Source organism: Bacillus sp. JK62, assembly GCF_053663455.1.
Genome location: NZ_JBSJQA010000005.1, coordinates 131,305 through 149,825, shown reverse-complemented (window position 1 = coordinate 149,825; position 18,521 = coordinate 131,305). Strand labels below are relative to the sequence as shown.

Genomic DNA, 18,521 nt, shown 5'->3' with positions numbered 1-18,521 from the left:
AGGATGGAAGAGAGGCAGGGCTTTCATTGTTTTAGGTCTAAGTGATTATTTCCGGAAGAAAAAACAACCACTCCCCTCTTTATCTTTAAGAATTTCTTACATCTCTTGCGACAGTGAATAGCAGTTGTTTATCTTCTTTTCATAAAAGAGATATGCGAATTGTAACAAAGAATAACATACAGTTACCTTGAGAACATAAAAACAAATCATTTATATATATTCCACATATCGTCAATCCGTTATGTTATACTGTAAACAATCCTTTGAGGTTTTAAACCTTTTTCTTACCTTGTAGCATCTGTCCCTACTCGAACGTTGAGTAGGGTTTTTTATTCAGTATGATACAGAGAACATAAAAAAACAGGCCCTATATAAAGAGCCTGTTTGTATAAACGATTGAAGATTAAGCAGTTTTTTGAACGTTAGCAGCTTGAGCTCCACGAGCACCTTGCTCAACGTCAAACGTTACTTTTTGACCTTCGTCTAAAGATTTGAATCCGTCACTTTGGATTGCAGAAAAGTGTACGAATACATCGTCTCCATTTTCACGTTCGATAAATCCAAAACCTTTTTCTGCATTAAACCATTTAACTGTACCTTGTTCCATTTTTGTTGCCTCCTAGTGTATTACACATTGTATTACTATCCTTGCCCAAAGTATCATCAAGACGAAAAGTCGATATTCATACTATCCTTTACACGAACAAAAATAATTCTCCTTTATCATAGCACGAAACGGAAATAACTGCAAATTAATAATATGTTCATTCATGTTTTATTTGTTAAACGTGCGGCAGGTTTTTTAGTGAGAACCTTCATTTGTAATTTAGAAGTTTTGACGGACCCCTTACCGTACTTAATAATAAATATCATGTTGAGAGGTGTATTTTTAAAAAGCCCACTCATGAAAACGAGTGGGTTTACAAAAGCTCTAACTAACCCGCAAAGGTTTTAGTCAGAGCTATTTATACGTATTTTTTTGATCCAACTCACTAAGCACCTGCTCTGTCATCAGTTCGATAATATTCATTGGAACATGATAAATCCCCTTTTTCATAAAAATAATCAGCTACTCTGATTGCAAAGTTTTCAATGTCTCCGTACATTCTTAAAAGGAAAATGCCATTAGCAATGACGCTAATGGCACCTTTGTTTCTTACTCAATAACTTATTCAGCTTCTCCCACAACTGTAAAGCGTTCATTTATATGTTTTGGATTTTCTATTTCATCCAATACTGCAATTGCATAGTCTGCATAGCTGATATAACTTTCGCCTTTCGAATTCACAAGAAGATGATCTTTTCCTGACTGATAAAACCCAGTTCTTTTCCCGTCTGGGTCAAATACCGCTGAAGGACTGATAAATGTCCAGTTAATATCAGAAGTCTCCTTTAGCTCTTGCAAGTTACGACCTTGCCCTTTAGCTGTTGGAATAAAAATCTCCGGGAAATCTGGTGTATCCATTACACTGACAGTTTTATTTTCGTCTACATAAAGACTCCCTGCTCCGCCTACAATTACGGCTCTTGTCCCCATTCCTTTTAATGCCCTAATTAATGCCCGGCCAGCATCTACATGTGCCTGTTCTTCTCCTAATGGAGCTCCGAAGGCATTAACTACTACATCTAACTTTTTTAGATCATCCGATGTCAGATCAATTATATTTTTTTCAATGATTGAGATCTTTTCCTCTTTAAGTTTTGCAGCATCTCTTACAATTGCAGTTACTTCATGTCCCCTGCTTACCGCTTCTTTCAAGATAAGACTTCCAGCTTTTCCGGTTGCACCAATGATTCCAATTTTCAATTTAAAGTCCCCCTAATCATTCAAAATTTTAAATGTAACCAAATTGATTACATGTAATAATTTTAGTTACACCTTATTTATTTGTCAATACTTTTATCATCTTGTTAATTGAGCATATTAGAGTGAAATAAACTTGTAATACATTCAGTTACAAGTGTACTATAAAGAGTGTAAAGTAATTAGGATGGTGAAGAAATCATGTCTATTAGCAGCCGTTTTGCTGTAGGAATTCATATATTGGCTCTTATTGAAATAAATGAAGACGGAATTAGCACTTCTGAATTTTTAGCTGGAAGTGTAAATACAAATCCCGCCTTAATAAGAAAAATTATGGGGATGCTGAAAAAAGCAGGTTTAGTAAATGTACGGCCAGGTATTGCAGGAGCTGAATTAGCGAAGGATTTAACTGAAATCACCTTACTTGATGTTTATAGAGCAGTAAATGTTGTTCAAGATAAAGAATTGTTTAGTATACATGAAAATCCCAATCCTCAATGTCCTGTAGGCCGGAACATTCAAAGTACAATTGGTCCAATATTTGAAATCGCCCAATCTGCCTTGGAAAAAGCTCTTGGACATATAACAATTGAGGATGTGGTAAAGGATATTATTGAAAAAGAAAAATCGGCCGATAATTGTTAAATGATTCACAGAAAATCTTTTATCAGACTGGGGATAAAAAATCAATAAAACAAAAAGGGACTGGGTTATATTGAATCCAGCCCCGAATTGATATTGATTTTTTGATTGAAAAATGGCTTTTTAAGCAGTAAGCTTGCGAGAACTTTCTTCTGGCTGATAAAACGCAAGCTGAATATACTTCCCGTCATCATATACAGAAATTATGGCGTTATCTCTTTTGTACTCATCAGAATCTGCTCGCATTTCTTTTCTGACTTTCTTCTCCTGCTTAATCACTTCATTAATTGCATTATCCTATTTACTACCGCCGCACGCAGTCAGCAGAAGGATGAAGGTGACTGACAAATCATACGACCTACTATAGTAAGTCTATAAACAAAAAATACCAAAGGTGTCAAAACCCTTGGTGTCATTGGGATCGGCCGAGAGGACTTGAACCTCCGCAGGTTATCACCCGCTGGGCCACCATCTATATTCACAAAACTATTGCTCAGTTGTCAGCATGTGAAGTAAATTACGAATTTCCTTGTTATAACTTTTAATTTCTTCTTCATTACAACCGGTTTTATCAAATACTGCATTAGGGATCATTGTGACTTTTTCTTTAAACTCATTCCCTTCAGTTGTTAACGTAATAATTACACTTCGTTCATCCTCTTTTGAACGCTCTCTTATAATAAGACCTCGCTCCTCAAGTCGTTTTAAAACTGGAGTTAATGTTCCGGAGTCCAGATATAATTCTTCGCCTAAACCTTTAACAGATATTTTTTCCTTCTCCCATAAAACAAGAAGAACCAAATACTGTGGATACGTAATTCCTAATTCTTTTAAGAGAGGATGGTATAACTTTATCATTTCACGGGAAGCTGCATAAATCGCAAAACATAGATGATTACTTAACAGTAATTTATCATTCTTCATGTTAAATCCCTCACAATATTTATATTCATTACTACACATAATAGCATAAGAATTACATTAAGTAAAATTGAATGACTAACAATTTAATTAATCATAACTTATGCAAAATCAGAAAGAATCTATCACCAATAATATGATCTCCTATTTTCTCAATGTGGTTATTATGTACACTAACTTTAAACTGCCGAAAACTGTTCTTTATTTTAGTCTAATCAATCATTTAGAGGATTTTAATTGCGAATTTCAATTGAGAACAATTTAATTTTCAAAAATTTAATTGACAACGCTTGTTATATTGATTAAAATTCAATTGTGTTAAATTTAATTTATAGGAGTGTTTGATGATGACAGTATATTTTACAGCAGAAGCTACAACAAAAGGCGGAAGAGAAGGTCATGTAACATCTAATGATCTTATTATTGATTTGGATTTAGCTATGCCAAAACCAAATCAAGTATCCACTGCTACAAATCCAGAACAATTATTTGCGGCAGGCTATTCAGCTTGTTATGACAGTGCTCTTCATTTAGCAGCCCAGAGACAACGATTAAAAATCGAATCAGCTGTTACCGGTAAAGTAAGTTTATTAAAAGATGAAAGTGATAATGGTTATAAAATCGGAGTTGTTCTGGAGGTGGAAATTCAAGGGGTATCTCAAGAGCAAGCGGAAGAATTAACACGTGCAGCTCATCAAGTATGTCCATATTCTAAAGCTACTCGCGGAAATATTGATGTACAAATCATTACAACAGCAATATAAGACGAAAGTTGCCAAGATCAATAGGTAATGGAATAAAAAAATTTTGATTAAAACATATAGGTGACCAACCTTCAAATAAGGAGTGAGATTGATGTTAAAGAAAGTACAATTAGAAAAAGCAGCTCAAGAATTTGCAGAAGCAACCGCGAACCCACCCTATCTATTCGACCTTGGACCTGAGAAAGGACGAGAAGCTGTAGATGAGGTTCAATCTGACCCAATTGATAAACTGCCAGTTGATATTGAAGATATTATGATTTCAGGAGGACCGAGCGGACAGGTATCAGTAAGAATAATGCGCCCGCAGAATGCACCTGCGCACCTTCCTGTCATCGTGTACATTCATGGGGCCGGCTGGGTATTTGGTAATGAGCATACACATGATCGGCTCATCCGTGAGCTAGCAGTCGGAGCACAAGCTGCTATTGTCTTTCCAAATTACACCTTATCTCCAGAAGCAAAATATCCGACAGCCATTGAAGAAATCTATGCAGTAGTGAAGTGGGCATCTGAAAATGGCCGTGAGAACGGCATGATTCCCGAGAGTCTAACAATTGCAGGTGATAGTGTTGGAGGCAATATGGCTGCTGCTGTCACGCTAATGGCCAAAGCACGAGGTGACTTGAATATCCGGCAACAATTACTTTTCTATCCGGTAACAGACGCTTCTTTCGATACGGAATCCTATCAACAGTTTGCTGCGGGATACTTTTTACGCAAGGACGCGATGATGTGGTTTTGGGATCAGTACACAACCAATTCGAACGAGCGTGCTGAAATTACAGCATCACCTCTGCGTGCAACTGCTGAGCAGCTTCAAGGGCTTCCACCTGCATTGATTATCACAGCTGAAGCTGATGTACTTCGTGACGAGGGAGAAGCATATGCCAATAAACTTCGTGAAGCTGGTGTTCCGGTCACTGCCGTACGTTTCCAAGGTATCATTCACGATTTCGTGATGCTCAACGCCTTAGCTAAAACTGAAGCTGCGCGCGGAGCAATTGATCTCGCCGCAACCTGGCTGCGTAAAGGGTTTTAATCCATTTATTGTTTCGTCACATAGAGACTGCTGCAAATAAATAAAAAACAAACAGATCCACTCAAATAATTGAGTGGATCGTATATTGGAATAATGGAACTTTTGATGAGCTTTTTAATCGGGCTGGTTATTATTTTGTTGTTGAGATGTCCCCCTAATTGAAAAGCTAACTCCACAACAAACTCCATTTTTTCACCACTTCACCCTCTTCATATCCAAAAAACCTTTGTTGATTAGTTAGCGTACAAGTTCTCGTTTTCTGCTTTGGACCCCATATAGAAAATAAAAAGCCAGCTCTCCTTCGGGAGAAGAACTGGCATAACAAAGCTTCTTATTTTGCTGTATTGCCCGGACCTTTTAATTTCTCTTCGTTCTTGCGTCAATGTTTTATTATTAGGACACAACCAATAAAATAATGACGATCGAGAATAGCAACGCTGCTTTTGCAAAGCAGTGAGCCCTCCAGAATATAAAAGAGCTGCAGTCATTGCTGCTCGGATAATCCCAGCTTATTCTGAGTCTGTATTTCGAGTAGTCGTTCAATTAAATGGATGTTTTTTTCATTCCTTTTCTGTTTGTTCCATTTTCCACCACAGTGAATCTTTTGGATTTTCAACAGCTTCTTGAAACTCAGCTTTAGAAGCAACTGTTGGGTATGAACCTTTTAAAGATTTACCTGAAGTATCTTTAAATAAGGTTAACACAACTATTAAGCCAATTAAACTGACTGCCAATAAATAGAAACCCGGCGCCAAATTGTTTCTTGTCACATGGGTTAACCAAGAAGCAACTAAAGGTGTTGTTCCGCCAAAAATAGAAACTGATAAGTTGAATGTCCAGGATAATGTACGATATCTAATGTCCGTATGGAACAACGTAGGTAAAGATCCTGGCATAGTACCTTCGTATACAGATAATACAATACCTAACATTAAAAGTCCTATAAATAAGAAAGTTATATTCCCCATATTAAGAAATTGGAAAGAGATAATCGAAAATACAATTCCTAATACTAATCCAATTGCTATAACTTTTTTATTTCCTAATTTATCTCCCAGTTTACCAAAAGTTAAAGCGAACGGTACCATAATAATCAATACAATTGCTGTAACCGGTGTACTTATATTATCACTTATACCAAGGTTCTCATCTAAATAAGAAGGCATATACCCTAACAATAGGTAATTGGTTATATTGAAAAATGCCACAAATACGATACATAAAAAGATATCTTTTTTATATGTTTTAATGACTTCAAATAAACCTGGTTGTTGTTCTTGGTTTTCAGAGATGTCATTTTCAAAGATTGGTGATTCATCTAAATGACTTCTCAAATATAAACCAAATAATCCTATTGGAATACTTAAGAAGAAAGGAATTCTCCATCCCCAACTATTCATTTGAACATCAGATAAAGTCCAGAAAAGTACTGTAACTAAAACAGAAGCTACTATATAACCAGATAATGTGCCGATTTCTAAACCGCTGCCTAACCTTATACGTTTATTATCTGGAGAAGATTCTGCGATATATACCATTGCCCCAGCGTACTCTCCACCCACAGAAAAGCCTTGCAGAATACGGGCGAAGAGTAATAATATAGGGGCCCATACACCAATCTGATCATAGGTAGGAAGCACACCAATTATTAAAGTAGATAAAGCCATCATTAAAATAGTAATTGTTAATACCATTTTCCGACCAAATTTATCACCCATTTTACCAAAAATAATTCCGCCTACCGGTCTAAGTAAGAAGGCAATTGCAAATGTAGCAAAAGTAAATATTAACTTTAATTCATCGTTTTGAACCGGACTGAAAAAGTTTTTACTAATAATAACTGCCAAATAAGAATATAAAGCAAAATCAAACCATTCCATCGCGTTTCCTATCCCTGTAGCAAACACGCTTTTCTTCGCTTTTTGAATGTCTACAACGTTAATTTTTTTCTTGTTAAACTTCATTTAATAATATCGACTCCTTAATTATCAAATCCACATTATACAAGCGCATAAACGGTCCGAGCATGCAGTCCCAGAATGTGTAGCGTAATGCTTCTCTAAAAGTCCGGGGGTTTCTGTTTCACCTGATGGAGAGCTAACGGCATAGTGGCTGATTGGTTCAACTGTACCTTAAAAGACTAGACTAATATCCATATCAGCGCCAAATAACATTGTAAACCAGGAAAGAAGGATGAAATTAAGTGTTTTCGCTGGTTTCCTTAACTTATTTTTGCCGATTGGGCTAAAAATAATACAAGAAGCAACAAAAAGAGAAACAGCCAACAGATAATACCAGCCTAAGCGGTTAGTGAGATATCCTTGGGCTGTGGTTGGTATTTTCTGCAGACTATTTGGAGAAATGATTCCCCTTCATACAGCTCTATTGTGAATATGATCACAATCGAAAAAAAACTTTTATTTCTTCAAAGTATCCTAAACCTTTATTTTAGATCTTCCATTACGTCTTCCAATATGTTTATTATAAGATTGAGGTCGTTCCTAAGAATTATTTACTGATTCTATCTTTATTACCCCACAATCAGGTGAAACAAAACACTATAAACGTAGCATACCTTTTTAAAACCTGACAAGCCCAACGGGGTGATAGAAACCAGGCTAAAGCCAAGCTAGTCAATGGATAGAAGAAATTTTTTTGTTTTCCCAAGGAATAACCGTCTGCGTTTAATCTAGCCCAATTAGAAAGAAAAAGAGCAGGAGTAATCCTGCTCTTTCATTCAAAACTTTAATTTGTATGAAGAATTTCATATACCTTTTCGACTTTCTTTACCTATTAATCAGTATACAGACTACAACAGAAATAAGTAGCACCGGGTATGAAATAATGGTTTTATTTTTAATCAATGATTAAATTACCCTCAATAACAGTAAATACTAATAATTGCTAAACATGATAGAAAACCCCAATATTCCTTATCTTAATTATTGTTTAATTAATTGGGATTGTAACAGTAAACTCACACTTATGGAAAGTTATACCGATAAAAAATTTTCCGACTCAAGTCTGTTTAACCAGTTGTGAACCAATGAATTAAATACATCGGTTTGTTCGATTTGCAGGTTGTGACCAGCCATATCAAGCACTGCAAAAGTTGCCCTTGGGTAATCTTCTATTAATCGCCACGCATCATGGTATCCGACTACATTGTCCTGACGCCCTGTGATAATTAGCGTGGGATACTCAAGTTTAGATGAAATATCGAAGGTAAACCCATATCCATTTTGACGAATGTTGTTTACGAATTCATAATTTGTTTGTTTAGATGGAAGTAAAATTTCATCCCGAAACCTCTCCCATTCAGTTTTACCTTGCACAATCCCCATAGAGCAAAATTCATCAGCCTCCTCTGAAGACAAATGTGATATCAAGTCGCTGTCTCTTTTTAGAACAGTCTTCTGCGGTACTACCCTTTCATCGAATTCGGGTATAGTTAATGGTGCCATCAGCAGTAATCCACGAACTGTTTCCTTACGTGAACGAACGATACCTCTGGCAATGTACCCTCCATATGAATTACCACAAACAATAAACTGTTGATCAGGAATAATCTCGTCCAAAAGACGCAATATCGCTTCTAAAACATCATCAGAGTTCTGAATAGACGGTTGTGGCTTAGAATGTCCCATACCTGGTAAGTCTATGTATATTCTCTTCCAACCGCTTCGTTTCTCGAATAACGGTTCCATTGCATGTAACATCACCTGATGGTCAAGTGTCCAACCATGCAACATAACGATCGGATATCCATCTCCAATTACTTTATGGTAAATCGACATGTATTTGTTCCCCTTCCCTGTAATCCTAATGTTTCGATATGAACATTTAATCCTTTCATGCATTTATCACAATTTTAACAAACTTTTAACTGAACTTGGTAAGTTGAACAAGGGTAATACATTGAATTTTGACAATCGCAAACTGTCATATGTGTCCGTCATATTAAAAGAATCTCTTTAATATGTTGTTCAGTGCTTTCGTCACGGCGACTATCGACAAATAAGAACCAAGCAAAGTATTGTCCAGATACGTTGAGTATTTTGATCACTTTGAACTTTAGGTAAGTGGACAGTTTGTGGGCAGTAGATCATTTAAAAATAAGCGCAAAAAAATACCAAGGATCTCTCTATTACCCTTGGTATTATTGAGATGCGGCCGAGAGGACTTGAACCTTCACGGGTTATTCACCCGCTGGGCCCTCAACCTAATGAAAACGTATCAAGTATTACATAAACCTTGTAAATAAAGCATTCTTTATCTTCATTTCCACCTGTTTTCAAAAATCACTGAAAATATTACCTTTAAATTTGTAATTTCAGCTAAGACCTAAGAAACCACTAACAAGAGAAGTAATGCAGTCTCGCCCACTAGGTGCGATAGTTTTTGCGTTTTGCGGGTATCGGAAAATCTTTGCTAGTAGCAGTACCTCAATAAGAAGATCGCAATTTCCACTTACCTAGCTATATCAAGGTTTACTTGTCTGATTTGGGATGTTTGGGGTACAAAAGTTGAGTTACAAACATTATTATCCAAAAGAACGTTTACTGTAATTATTTTACATGGTATTATTTGTATTGTGCATGCGAATATGTATGTGTAATAAATGAAATTAAAAGGAGTGCTTGATCGTGAATCTTAAATCCATTTTCAAAGGAGTAACATCGACTCTGATAGCTGGTGTAATTGTTGGAACTTGTACTATACCTGCTTTTGCGGAGTCGACTACAAGTGTATCGCCGAAAAATTATGCAGTTACAAGTGGAGTATTCAAAGCTCTAGACAAGGAGGTTTCAGAGGACACTGTTGATCAATCAAGCTGGAGTCGGGAGTTCGAATTAGATGAGAATGACGGAGCACAAGTGAACTTCTGGATTTCAAATAATGGGAGTAATGACATAAAAATATCAATTGATGGAAAAGTCTCAAGAACCATCGCACCAGGCAAGCAAGGCAACATTTCTGCTGAGGTTAAAAATGGTTGGTTCGGTTGGACATACAATTACACATTTACAGCTTCACCAACGGCTAAAGGTGGCAGTGTTAAGATGAAATATAAAATTGCCCAAAGAAATAATTAACGAATTACGGAAAGGTAATCACTTATTACCTTTCCGTAATTTCATCATTTTTTAGTTTTACAAATAGATCCTTATTTTCTGTAATTTAGAGATAAATTCACTCCAGGTTTTTCATCTTCTCTTTTTCTGGAAATAAAAGGTTTTTGTATTAAATCCTATATGATGCAAATCAAACCGATTAGTAATAACTTTCTCCAATTTTCTGCTCCTGCTTTTCTTGCTCTTTTCCCCTCAGCCTTATGAAATATTATCATGTCCTATATTTAAGGGTTATACAGCGCTCATTATCATTATTTACACCTTTTTTGATGTTTTTTCATATTTTCTGGACAGTAAATGGGAGTAAAGAAACCTTGACCACTCACCAAGATAAGTAAAATAAAAAACGAAGGGCATCAAACTAGGTGACTGACTATAAGTAAGTGGGCAGTAACAGACAAATTTTCTACAAACAAAAAAATACCAAGGATCTCTATTATCCTTGGTATCATTGATGCGGCCGAGAGGACTTGAACCTCCACGGGTTATTCACCCACTAGGCCCTCAACCTAGCGCGTCTGCCATTCCGCCACGACCGCGTGCTATGAAGCTGTCTTTCCACTAAGCATATAAGCTAGTGATGATCATCATCACTTTGAAAAGAAAGTGCGGGTGAAGGGACTCGAACCCCCACGTCGTAAGACACTAGATCCTAAGTCTAGCGCGTCTGCCAATTCCGCCACACCCGCGTGACAAGTGGTGAGCCATGAAGGACTCGAACCTTCGACCCTCTGATTAAAAGTCAGATGCTCTACCAACTGAGCTAATGGCTCGCTCTAAAAGTGATTCAAAATTTTTAAATAAAATGGCTGGGCTAGCTGGATTCGAACCAACGCATGACGGAGTCAAAGTCCGTTGCCTTACCGCTTGGCTATAGCCCAACGAAGGTAAATGGTGACCCGTACGGGATTCGAACCCGTGTTACCGCCGTGAAAGGGCGGTGTCTTAACCGCTTGACCAACGGGCCGTCTGGTTGAGAACTTATCTGGCGGAGAAGGAGGGATTTGAACCCTCGCGCCGCTTACGCGACCTACACCCTTAGCAGGGGCGCCTCTTCAGCCACTTGAGTACTTCTCCATAATGGCTCCACAGGCAGGATTCGAACCTGCGACCGATCGGTTAACAGCCGATAGCTCTACCACTGAGCTACTGTGGAATAATCAGACTTTCTTCATTATAAATGATGCGACATATTGTGTCAATAAGCAACATTTATTTTTTTGAGAAAGTATCGTTGTCTCTCAACGACTTTTATAATTTAACACAGATCATTGAGATGAGTCAAGCCTTTTTAAAAAATTCTTTTGATTTTTCCTCTGCATTTTCCGCAGGCATATCTTTCCGGGTTCATTGCCCGCTTCTTTATATACTGTTGGCCGCAGGCCGTGCAACTATACATATATGTTTTCTTTTGTGTCTTTTTGGTTTGCAGCGGCGTGCAGAATCTTGGCGCTCCGACTTTCTGAAGCAGGTCTCTGAAATCTTTGTCTCTGTGCTTGTACCCTTTTCCTTCAAGGTGAAGATGGTAATGGCACAGCTCGTGTTTGATGATGCCTTCCAGCTCGCTCCGCCCGTGTTCGAGAAGATATTTTCGGTTTAATTCGATGTTATGGGAAGACAGCATGTAGCGGCCGCCTGTCGTTTTCAGCCGGTCATTGAAAAAGGCCCGGTGACGGAACGGCTTTCCGAAATCCTGTGCAGAGATGTCTTCCGTCAGCTTTTGAAGTTGTTCGTTATCCATATGTGCACCCCGCTTTAAAAACATTGAACGGGACAATTCACCGTTCGCATACAATGTGTTAAAACCGACCTCTAACTAAAAGCTGAGGAGGAATGAGCCATGCCGAATTGGCTGATGAAACAAATGCAAAAAGCGTTTTTAGAAAAGGACAATTACCAAATCAAACTGCTGAACCAGTGCTGGTATTTCTACAGAAAAAAACACTGCTCGTAAGCAGTGCTTTTATTTTACCATAGACAGCGACACTCTGCCTTTTTGCACGTCCACCCCTTCGACCCATACGGTGACGATGTCTCCGACCGATACGACGTCGAGAGGATGTTTGACGAATTGATTGCTCAGTTTTGAGATGTGCACAAGCCCGTCCTGCTTGACACCGATATCGACGAAAGCGCCGAAGTCCACAACGTTGCGGACGGTGCCCTGCAATTCCATTCCTTCCTTTAAATCCTCAAGCTGCAGAACGTCTTTTTTCAGCAAAGGCTTCGGCACTTCGTCACGAGGGTCTCGCTCCGGCCTTGTCAGCTGCCCGCAAATATCCGCAAGCGTAATCTCCCCTATACCGAGCTCTTCAGCCGTTTCAGACAGCGGCAATGCGCTTATTTTCTCTTTTGCGTCCGCGCTTCCGATCTGATCCGCAGTGAGCTGCAGTTTTTTGAGCAGCGCCTTTGTCTCTTTATAGCTTTCCGGGTGTATTCCGGTGCGGTCGAGCGGCTCCCGTCCTCCGGGCACTCTCAAAAAGCCGATGCACTGTTCATATGTTTTTGCGCCGAGACGCGGGATTTCTTTCAGCTCTTTGCGGTTTGTAAATTTTCCGAGCTCTTCCCTTTTTTTGACGATATTGCCGGCAACGGTTTTGGATAACCCGGCTACATATTGAAGCAGCGCGGCTGATGCTGTATTGACATTCACCCCGACTTGGTTGACGACGGTCTCTACGACAAAACGGAGAGATTCGTTTAAATGCTTTTGGCTGACATCATGCTGGTATTGCCCGACACCGACGGATTTAGGATCAATTTTCACAAGCTCGGCCAGCGGGTCCTGCAATCTCCGCGCGATGGAGACGGCGCTGCGCTCTTCGACCTGAAAATCCGGAAATTCCTCACGGGCGATTTCTGATGCGGAATACACGCTTGCTCCGGCCTCATTGACGATGACATAATAAATGTCCCGCTCTGTTTCTTTCAGCACATCAACGACGAATTGCTCTGTCTCCCGTGATGCCGTGCCGTTTCCGATCGCCACAACCTCGACTTCGTACTGGTCCAGCAATTCTTTGATTTTTTTCCGGGCTTCCGCTGTCTTTTTGACGGGAGCGTGCGGGTAAATGACGTCGATTTTCAGCACTTTTCCCGTCTCATCAACGACTGCCAGTTTGCACCCCGTACGGAAGGCCGGATCGACGCCGAGCACGACTTTTCCCTTCATCGGCGGCTGCAGCAGGAGCTTACGCAGGTTTTCAGCGAAAATATGGATCGCCTGGGCGTCTGCTTTTTCTGACAGCTCTTTGCGGATGTCACGCTCAATAGCCGGCTGGATCAGGCGCTTGTAACTGTCCTCAATGGCTTCTTTCAGCGTTTCTTTCACAGGTGTTTCACGGTGTTTGATGATTTGCTTTTCTAAATAAGCTTTTATCTGATCGGCGGGCGGTTCGATCGCAATCTTTAAAATGCCTTCTTTTTCACCGCGGTTCATCGCAAGCACTCTGTGAGGAACGACCTTTTGGATCGGCTCTTCGTACTCGTAGTACATTTCATAGACGTTTTTCTCGTCATCTGCGGCTGACTTGCCTGCCGCGGAAGTGAGAATTCCTTTTTTATACGTTTCCTGGCGGATCCACTTTCTGAAATGAGGATCATCCGAGATTTGTTCGGCTATGATGTGCTTCGCGCCTTCAATGGCTTCCTCTCTTGAAGCGACTTCTTTTTCTGCACTGATATATTGATCAGCGACGTCGTGAAGGCGGTTTTCTTTCGGGAGAGAAAGAATATAGTCCGCAAGCGGTTCAAGGCCTTTGCTTTTGGCGACGGTGGCTTTTGTTTTCCGTTTTTGTTTGAAGGGGCGGTATAAATCCTCGACTTCCTGAAGCTTCACCGCTTGCTCGATTTTTTGCTTCAGCCCGTCCGTCAGCTTGTCCTGCTCAGAGATCAATCTGATGACTTCTTCTTTCCGCTGCGTCAGGTTTTGTATGTATTGCCACCGCTCGGAGATTGCCTGAATCTGCACCTCGTCCATTGAGCCGGTCTGCTCTTTTCGGTACCGCGCAATAAACGGGACGGTATTGCCGTCTTCCAGCAGGCGGATGACACTTTCGACATGTTTTTGGGATAACGCTGTTTCTTCAGCAATTTGTTTTTTCAAAAGGGCTAACGTTTCCATATCACAAAAGCCTCCATCTCTTCTTTCTTTCTCTAGTGTATCAAAAAACGGCGGAACATAAAAAAAGCAGCCTTACGATAAAAGCTGCCCGAGAATATAGGTCAAATCATCACGTCTGGATGTTGTGTACGGATGAAGTGATTTTGATATATCTTCTATTGAGTGTCCCTGCTTTAAGCAGGTGCGGATATGCGGAACCTCAAGCCCATCCGTGTAGATGATGAATGTCGCCCCTTTTTCGTATGATGACGTATACGTTTTGTATCTTTGCGGTTTGCCTGAGAGGTAACCCGAAATCGGCAGCGGATGAAAGACTTCGCCTGATGGGGAGTGCAGGAAGAAACGGACGTTGCCGATCGAGCAGTATGTCAATTCCCTTTTGATGAAATTGATTTTTAAGATGGAGGCAGTCGCCCCTCTTTTGTTTTTCATCGCTTGATTGCAGCGCTCAATGATGCTTTCCACATCCTCATCCGCATACGTTTCCACGATATCTTTAATGGCTGACGAGGATTCGTTGGCAAGAGATCCGCTGCCGAGACCGTCCGCTACCGCGCAAACTAATTCTTCTTCATTCGCCTTCATAAAAAAGCTGTCGCCGCATATGGACTTGCCTTCTTTATTTAATTGGTATACGAGAGTTTGAACATGTTCATTTTCTTCAACCTGAATCATTACATTAGCTCCATGGAGGGATCTCCAATCAAGGCCTCTCTCAGTTTTTTCACCGCTTTCCGCTGCAGGCGCGAGACGTGCATTTGAGATATTCCGAGAATGTCCCCTGTTTCTTTTTGGCTTTTATTTTGCACAAATGTTAGATCGATAATCTGTTTTTCGCGGTCGGACAGCACATGAAGCACGCTTTTGATCATCATCTGCTGGTTGACGCGTTCGTATCCTTCCTCCTGCGACCCGACGATATCTAAAATCGTGACGGTGCTTCCGTCCGCATCCGCTTCGATGCTGTGATCGACAGAAAGCGCCTGATAGCTTTTTCCCATCTCCATCGTTTCAAGCACTTCCTCTTCTGACACATCGAGAAAGGCTGCGATTTCTTCGACTTTCGGCGACCGCTGCGTCTCTGTCGTCAGCTGATCCACCGCCATTTTAATGCGCGGCCCGAGTTCTTTAATCCGTCTCGGGACGTGTACGCTCCATGTTTTATCCCTGAGGAAGCGTTTGATCTCGCCGATGATGGTCGGAATCGCAAATGCTTCAAAGGATTTGCCGACCTCGGGATCATACCGTTTAATGGCTCCGAGAAGTCCGATCATCCCGACCTGGCGGAGGTCTTCGTGAAAGCTTTTTCCTTTTGAATATTTCTTTGCCAGCATTTCGACGAGATTGGTATACACCTCGACGAGTGTTTCCTGGGCTTCTTTATTATCATGTGTTTGAAAGTCGCGTATGAGCCGATCAACTTCATCTTTAGTTAGTTTCGTAGTTTTTGATGGTTGTGCCATGATCAACTCGCTCCCCATTTAAATACTTTGTCATCGCCACGGTTACGCCAGAGTTGCTTTGAACTTTGACTTCATCCATGAGCGTTTCCATTAAATACAGACCGAGCCCTCCTTCTGACAATTGATCGACTGTGTGCGAAGGTGTGTACGGCCCGAGATCCTGCTGCTTCTGATCAAAATCAAAGCTGTCTCCCTGATCGGCGACAATGACCTCCAGCCGATCCTCAAACACACCGAACCGCACGGATACTTCTCCCTTATTTTCATCTTTGTATGCATGCTGGACAGCGTTTGTACAAGCTTCGCTGACAGCGATTTTCAAATCTTCAATGTCATCATAGGTATAGCCCATTCTGCTGGCGACTCCTGATAACGTAAGCCTGACGATTCCTACATATTCCGGTTCGGCCGGAATTTTCATCTCTATATAATCAACTGATGTACTCATTGCACGCCACCTTCTGACTTTGCCGAAATGTCGATGATGTCCTTAAGCCCCGTAATTTCAAACAGACGGACGAGCCGGTCGGAAAGATTCTCAAGCTTCAGAGAGCCGCCTTCCTTGCTCACCGTTTTAAACACGCCTACAAAAACGCCTAAACCCGTACTGTCCATATAATTTACATCTTTTAAGCAGATTCTCATGTCCTTCCCCTCGTTTGCCAGGGGCATCAGCTTTTCACGAACCACCGGAGCTGAGTATACATCGATTTCTCCAGCGATATTGATTTGTATATCTGAAAGATTCTCCTTCATATCTACCGTTAAATTCATCGTATCACCTCTGAAAGTTATCCTTACTCGTGCTAATGGCTTTTTACCCGTGCTGCTGTTTTTTTAAACCTTTCTTTTCAAAACAATTAACGTAAAATCGTCATGAAGCTGAAAGTCCTGAAGTCTCAGCAGGCTGTCGTAAATATTTTTGACCATATCCTGCGCGGAGCAATCCATATGTTCTTCCAGCATGCGCTGAATGTCGCTGCGTTCTAAGAAACCGTTTTCGGTGCGGCATTCGGTGACGCCGTCAGAAAAAAGAACGATCATGTCTCCTTCGTCCATGTGCTGTTCATATTGGCTGTAATCAAAATCCTGGGAAATTCCCAGCACCAATCCTTTTGCCTCCAGATCATAAAACTTTTTTTCTTTTTCAGAGTAGTAGAAGCCCGGTTCATGCCCCGCAGAAGCATATGTAAATTGGTGATTTTTCGTATTGTAGTTTGCGTAAAACATGGTGATAAACATGCTTGAGTCCACGTTCTGTTCTACAACGCGGTTAAGATTTTTCAGCACTTGGGAGGGGTGAATGCCGATCTCCGGAAGAGAGTCCATGGCATACTTGATCATCGACATGCACAATGCGGCGGGTATTCCTTTTCCGATGACATCGGCTATCGCGATGTTAATCGATTCCTTGTCTTTGACAAAGTGATAATAGTCCCCGCTCATTTGCTTGGCGGGGACGCTGATCGCCCCGATATCCAGCTCTTCTTCTTCAGGAATTTTTGTGCCCAGCAGCGTCTGCTGAACATTTGCGGCAATTTCAATTTCTGAACGAAGCTCCTGCTGGATATCTCTCAGACTTTGGTGTTCCTGATAAGCCATCCCGTAGCCAATCATGACTTCTATTAAAAAATCCAGCGAATGAAAAACATCTTCCGGCAGATCCGGATACAGTTCCTTTACCACTTTTCGGTGGATGCTGATGATCTCCTCCGGAGGAACCTGATGTTCAATCGTTTTTCGGCTGAATTTTTGGGCTTGATATAAAGATGTTTCTGTTAATTCGGCTATATATCGGCTAAGCAGCTGATGATACCGCTGCTCTATAACCTCCCTGAAATCCACGTTCTAACCTCCTACCGAAGCCATTTTACGGCTTGAATCTCTGTTCCTTCCTCTGCAACAGATTGCAGGCTGAATTCGTCCATCAGCCTTTTGACGCCCGGAAGTCCCGCTCCCAGTCCGCCTGACGTTGAAAAGCCGTCTTCCATCACTTTACGGATGTCGGGGATTCCGGGTCCTTTGTCTTCTGCTATAATTTTAAGGCCTTTTTTCCCTCTGTCGTTTACTTGTTCTATGCTGACCTGGCCCTTGCCTGCATATAAGTAAATGTTTCTGGCCAATTCTGAGATAGCCGTCGTGATTCTGGCCTGGTCCACCGTGCCGAAGCCTAATTCCTTCGCAACGTTGCGGCCAAGCTGTCTGGCGGCTACGATATCCCATTCTGTCATGATTTTCACACAGGATTGGTCGTTCATCGCTATTCCCCCAATTCCCGCTTCAATGTCTCAAGCCCTTGCTCTAAATCGAGCGCCGTTTCGATTTCCTCAAGTGAGATTCCGAGTTCAATCAATGTGACCGCCACAGCCGGCTGAATTCCCGTCAATACGACCTTTGCACCCATCAATTTAGACATGGTGATGACATCGCCGAGCACTTTCGCGATAAATGAATCGATCATGTCAACGGATGTCAGGTCAATGACGACCCCGTTTGCGCCGGTTTCATAGATTTTGTTCAGCAGATCTTCTTGAAAATGCAAAGCTGTCTGGTCGTCAAGCTCCCATTGGATGGATACCAATAAGCAGTTATACAGTTTCAGGATCGGGATTTTTGGATGTCTCACAATG

General features: G+C 40.9%; 20 protein-coding genes, 7 tRNA genes and 1 pseudogene. 5 read left to right on the top strand and 23 right to left on the bottom strand.

Annotated features, from left to right (window positions below):
• Positions 1-403: 403 nt before the first annotated feature.
• Positions 404-607: a cold shock protein CspC gene (gene cspC / locus ACWJJ4_RS13235; protein WP_003156143.1), complete on the bottom strand. Its 204-nt coding sequence runs from the start codon at positions 605-607 to the stop codon at positions 404-406.
• Positions 608-1,168: 561 nt separating this feature from the next.
• The gene (locus ACWJJ4_RS13230) at positions 1,169-1,807 is read right to left on the bottom strand and encodes an NAD(P)-dependent oxidoreductase (protein ID WP_101562752.1); all 639 of its coding nucleotides are present in this window, start codon (positions 1,805-1,807) and stop codon (positions 1,169-1,171) included.
• Between the two features lie 198 nt (positions 1,808-2,005).
• On the opposite strand from ACWJJ4_RS13230, the gene ACWJJ4_RS13225 reads away from it, so the two are divergent.
• Complete coding sequence (locus ACWJJ4_RS13225) at positions 2,006-2,449, top strand: Rrf2 family transcriptional regulator (RefSeq protein WP_025853722.1); 444 nt, start codon at positions 2,006-2,008, stop codon at positions 2,447-2,449.
• 120 nt (positions 2,450-2,569) lie between these two features.
• On the opposite strand, the gene ACWJJ4_RS13220 is transcribed toward ACWJJ4_RS13225, so the two are convergent.
• Both ACWJJ4_RS13220 and ACWJJ4_RS13215 read right to left on the bottom strand, forming a co-directional pair.
• Positions 2,570-2,734 (bottom strand): cystatin-like fold lipoprotein, encoded by a 165-nt coding sequence (locus ACWJJ4_RS13220; RefSeq protein WP_370649026.1) that lies wholly within the window; start codon positions 2,732-2,734, stop codon positions 2,570-2,572.
• A 198-nt stretch (positions 2,735-2,932) separates the two neighbouring features.
• Positions 2,933-3,370, bottom strand: a complete 438-nt coding sequence (locus ACWJJ4_RS13215) for a MarR family winged helix-turn-helix transcriptional regulator (protein ID WP_003156155.1) — start codon at positions 3,368-3,370, stop codon at positions 2,933-2,935.
• A 341-nt stretch (positions 3,371-3,711) separates the two neighbouring features.
• Here ACWJJ4_RS13215 and ACWJJ4_RS13210 point away from each other — a divergent pair, with 341 nt between their 5' ends.
• Positions 3,712-4,131 carry an organic hydroperoxide resistance protein gene (locus ACWJJ4_RS13210; protein ID WP_416406080.1) on the top strand — a complete coding sequence of 140 codons (420 nt, stop codon included), beginning with the start codon at positions 3,712-3,714 and terminating at the stop codon, positions 4,129-4,131.
• A gap of 91 nt (positions 4,132-4,222) precedes the next feature.
• Positions 4,223-5,170, top strand: coding sequence for an alpha/beta hydrolase (locus ACWJJ4_RS13205; protein WP_060563134.1), 948 nt, complete (start codon positions 4,223-4,225; stop codon positions 5,168-5,170).
• 560 nt (positions 5,171-5,730) lie between these two features.
• Here ACWJJ4_RS13205 and ACWJJ4_RS13200 read toward each other — a convergent pair.
• The 3 genes and pseudogenes from ACWJJ4_RS13200 to ACWJJ4_RS13190 all read right to left on the bottom strand — a co-directional run bounded on the left by ACWJJ4_RS13200 (position 5,731) and on the right by ACWJJ4_RS13190 (position 8,967).
• On the bottom strand, positions 5,731-7,134 hold the full coding sequence (locus ACWJJ4_RS13200) for an MFS transporter (protein ID WP_060563133.1): 1,404 nt from the start codon (positions 7,132-7,134) through the stop codon (positions 5,731-5,733).
• Positions 7,135-7,172: 38 nt separating this feature from the next.
• A pseudogene (locus ACWJJ4_RS13195) lies at positions 7,173-7,539 on the bottom strand (BCCT family transporter); the annotation flags it as partial.
• A gap of 624 nt (positions 7,540-8,163) precedes the next feature.
• Complete coding sequence (locus tag ACWJJ4_RS13190; protein WP_326359012.1) at positions 8,164-8,967, bottom strand: alpha/beta fold hydrolase; 804 nt, start codon at positions 8,965-8,967, stop codon at positions 8,164-8,166.
• Positions 8,968-9,816: 849 nt separating this feature from the next.
• On the opposite strand from ACWJJ4_RS13190, the gene ACWJJ4_RS13185 reads away from it, so the two are divergent.
• Entirely contained in the window at positions 9,817-10,266 is a 450-nt protein-coding gene (locus ACWJJ4_RS13185) for a hypothetical protein (RefSeq protein ID WP_326359014.1), read from the top strand.
• 494 nt (positions 10,267-10,760) lie between these two features.
• Here ACWJJ4_RS13185 and ACWJJ4_RS13180 read toward each other — a convergent pair.
• The 8 genes from ACWJJ4_RS13180 to ACWJJ4_RS13145 form a co-directional block, all read right to left on the bottom strand.
• A tRNA-Leu gene (locus tag ACWJJ4_RS13180) sits at positions 10,761-10,844 on the bottom strand.
• 68 nt (positions 10,845-10,912) lie between these two features.
• Positions 10,913-10,994, bottom strand: a tRNA-Leu gene (locus ACWJJ4_RS13175).
• A gap of 8 nt (positions 10,995-11,002) precedes the next feature.
• Positions 11,003-11,078: transfer RNA gene (locus ACWJJ4_RS13170), tRNA-Lys, on the bottom strand.
• Positions 11,079-11,111: 33 nt separating this feature from the next.
• Positions 11,112-11,186, bottom strand: a tRNA-Gln gene (locus tag ACWJJ4_RS13165).
• Between the two features lie 11 nt (positions 11,187-11,197).
• Positions 11,198-11,272 (bottom strand) — tRNA-Glu (locus ACWJJ4_RS13160).
• Between the two features lie 19 nt (positions 11,273-11,291).
• A tRNA-Ser gene (locus tag ACWJJ4_RS13155) sits at positions 11,292-11,382 on the bottom strand.
• A gap of 4 nt (positions 11,383-11,386) precedes the next feature.
• Positions 11,387-11,461: transfer RNA gene (locus ACWJJ4_RS13150), tRNA-Asn, on the bottom strand.
• A gap of 135 nt (positions 11,462-11,596) precedes the next feature.
• Positions 11,597-12,046, bottom strand: a complete 450-nt coding sequence (locus ACWJJ4_RS13145; RefSeq protein WP_369614647.1) for a SprT family protein — start codon at positions 12,044-12,046, stop codon at positions 11,597-11,599.
• 99 nt (positions 12,047-12,145) lie between these two features.
• Between ACWJJ4_RS13145 and cmpA the strand changes: the two genes are divergently transcribed.
• Entirely contained in the window at positions 12,146-12,259 is a 114-nt protein-coding gene (cmpA, locus tag ACWJJ4_RS13140) for a cortex morphogenetic protein CmpA (RefSeq protein ID WP_003156164.1), read from the top strand.
• A gap of 9 nt (positions 12,260-12,268) precedes the next feature.
• Here the strand turns inward: cmpA and ACWJJ4_RS13135 are convergent, their stop codons facing one another.
• The 8 genes from ACWJJ4_RS13135 to rsbS form a co-directional block, all read right to left on the bottom strand.
• Positions 12,269-14,428, bottom strand: a complete 2,160-nt coding sequence (locus tag ACWJJ4_RS13135; protein WP_172614470.1) for a Tex family protein — start codon at positions 14,426-14,428, stop codon at positions 12,269-12,271.
• A gap of 72 nt (positions 14,429-14,500) precedes the next feature.
• Entirely contained in the window at positions 14,501-15,103 is a 603-nt protein-coding gene (locus ACWJJ4_RS13130) for a PP2C family serine/threonine-protein phosphatase (RefSeq protein WP_230014744.1), read from the bottom strand.
• The gene (gene sigB, locus ACWJJ4_RS13125; protein ID WP_003156171.1) at positions 15,103-15,891 is read right to left on the bottom strand and encodes an RNA polymerase sigma factor SigB; all 789 of its coding nucleotides are present in this window, start codon (positions 15,889-15,891) and stop codon (positions 15,103-15,105) included. The genes ACWJJ4_RS13130 and sigB overlap by 1 nt, the downstream gene beginning before the upstream one ends.
• Positions 15,857-16,339: an anti-sigma B factor RsbW gene (rsbW, locus tag ACWJJ4_RS13120; RefSeq protein ID WP_003156173.1), complete on the bottom strand. Its 483-nt coding sequence runs from the start codon at positions 16,337-16,339 to the stop codon at positions 15,857-15,859. Before rsbW ends, sigB begins: the two co-directional genes overlap by 35 nt.
• Complete coding sequence (rsbV, locus tag ACWJJ4_RS13115; protein WP_003156176.1) at positions 16,336-16,665, bottom strand: anti-sigma factor antagonist RsbV; 330 nt, start codon at positions 16,663-16,665, stop codon at positions 16,336-16,338. The genes rsbW and rsbV overlap by 4 nt, the downstream gene beginning before the upstream one ends.
• A gap of 63 nt (positions 16,666-16,728) precedes the next feature.
• Positions 16,729-17,736, bottom strand: a complete 1,008-nt coding sequence (locus ACWJJ4_RS13110; protein ID WP_003156177.1) for a PP2C family protein-serine/threonine phosphatase — start codon at positions 17,734-17,736, stop codon at positions 16,729-16,731.
• A gap of 11 nt (positions 17,737-17,747) precedes the next feature.
• Positions 17,748-18,149 carry an anti-sigma regulatory factor gene (locus ACWJJ4_RS13105; protein WP_003156178.1) on the bottom strand — a complete coding sequence of 134 codons (402 nt, stop codon included), beginning with the start codon at positions 18,147-18,149 and terminating at the stop codon, positions 17,748-17,750.
• Between the two features lie 2 nt (positions 18,150-18,151).
• Entirely contained in the window at positions 18,152-18,517 is a 366-nt protein-coding gene (gene rsbS / locus ACWJJ4_RS13100; RefSeq protein WP_003156180.1) for an RsbT antagonist protein RsbS, read from the bottom strand.
• Between the last annotated feature and the right edge of the window lie 4 nt (positions 18,518-18,521).

Coding starts and splice junctions, on each gene's coding strand:
- ACWJJ4_RS13105 (WP_003156178.1), bottom strand. CDS start 18,149: ATGAACGACCAATCCTGTGTGAAAATCATGACAGAATGGGATATCGTA.
- rsbV (WP_003156176.1), bottom strand. CDS start 16,665: ATGAATTTAACGGTAGATATGAAGGAGAATCTTTCAGATATACAAATC.
- ACWJJ4_RS13190 (WP_326359012.1), bottom strand. CDS start 8,967: ATGTCGATTTACCATAAAGTAATTGGAGATGGATATCCGATCGTTATG.
- cmpA (WP_003156164.1), top strand. CDS start 12,146: ATGCCGAATTGGCTGATGAAACAAATGCAAAAAGCGTTTTTAGAAAAG.
- ACWJJ4_RS13135 (WP_172614470.1), bottom strand. CDS start 14,428: ATGGAAACGTTAGCCCTTTTGAAAAAACAAATTGCTGAAGAAACAGCG.
- ACWJJ4_RS13210 (WP_416406080.1), top strand. CDS start 3,712: ATGATGACAGTATATTTTACAGCAGAAGCTACAACAAAAGGCGGAAGA.
- ACWJJ4_RS13225 (WP_025853722.1), top strand. CDS start 2,006: ATGTCTATTAGCAGCCGTTTTGCTGTAGGAATTCATATATTGGCTCTT.
- ACWJJ4_RS13130 (WP_230014744.1), bottom strand. CDS start 15,103: ATGATTCAGGTTGAAGAAAATGAACATGTTCAAACTCTCGTATACCAA.
- ACWJJ4_RS13200 (WP_060563133.1), bottom strand. CDS start 7,134: ATGAAGTTTAACAAGAAAAAAATTAACGTTGTAGACATTCAAAAAGCG.
- ACWJJ4_RS13145 (WP_369614647.1), bottom strand. CDS start 12,046: ATGGATAACGAACAACTTCAAAAGCTGACGGAAGACATCTCTGCACAG.
- ACWJJ4_RS13205 (WP_060563134.1), top strand. CDS start 4,223: ATGTTAAAGAAAGTACAATTAGAAAAAGCAGCTCAAGAATTTGCAGAA.
- sigB (WP_003156171.1), bottom strand. CDS start 15,891: ATGGCACAACCATCAAAAACTACGAAACTAACTAAAGATGAAGTTGAT.
- cspC (WP_003156143.1), bottom strand. CDS start 607: ATGGAACAAGGTACAGTTAAATGGTTTAATGCAGAAAAAGGTTTTGGA.
- rsbW (WP_003156173.1), bottom strand. CDS start 16,339: ATGAGTACATCAGTTGATTATATAGAGATGAAAATTCCGGCCGAACCG.
- ACWJJ4_RS13215 (WP_003156155.1), bottom strand. CDS start 3,370: ATGAAGAATGATAAATTACTGTTAAGTAATCATCTATGTTTTGCGATT.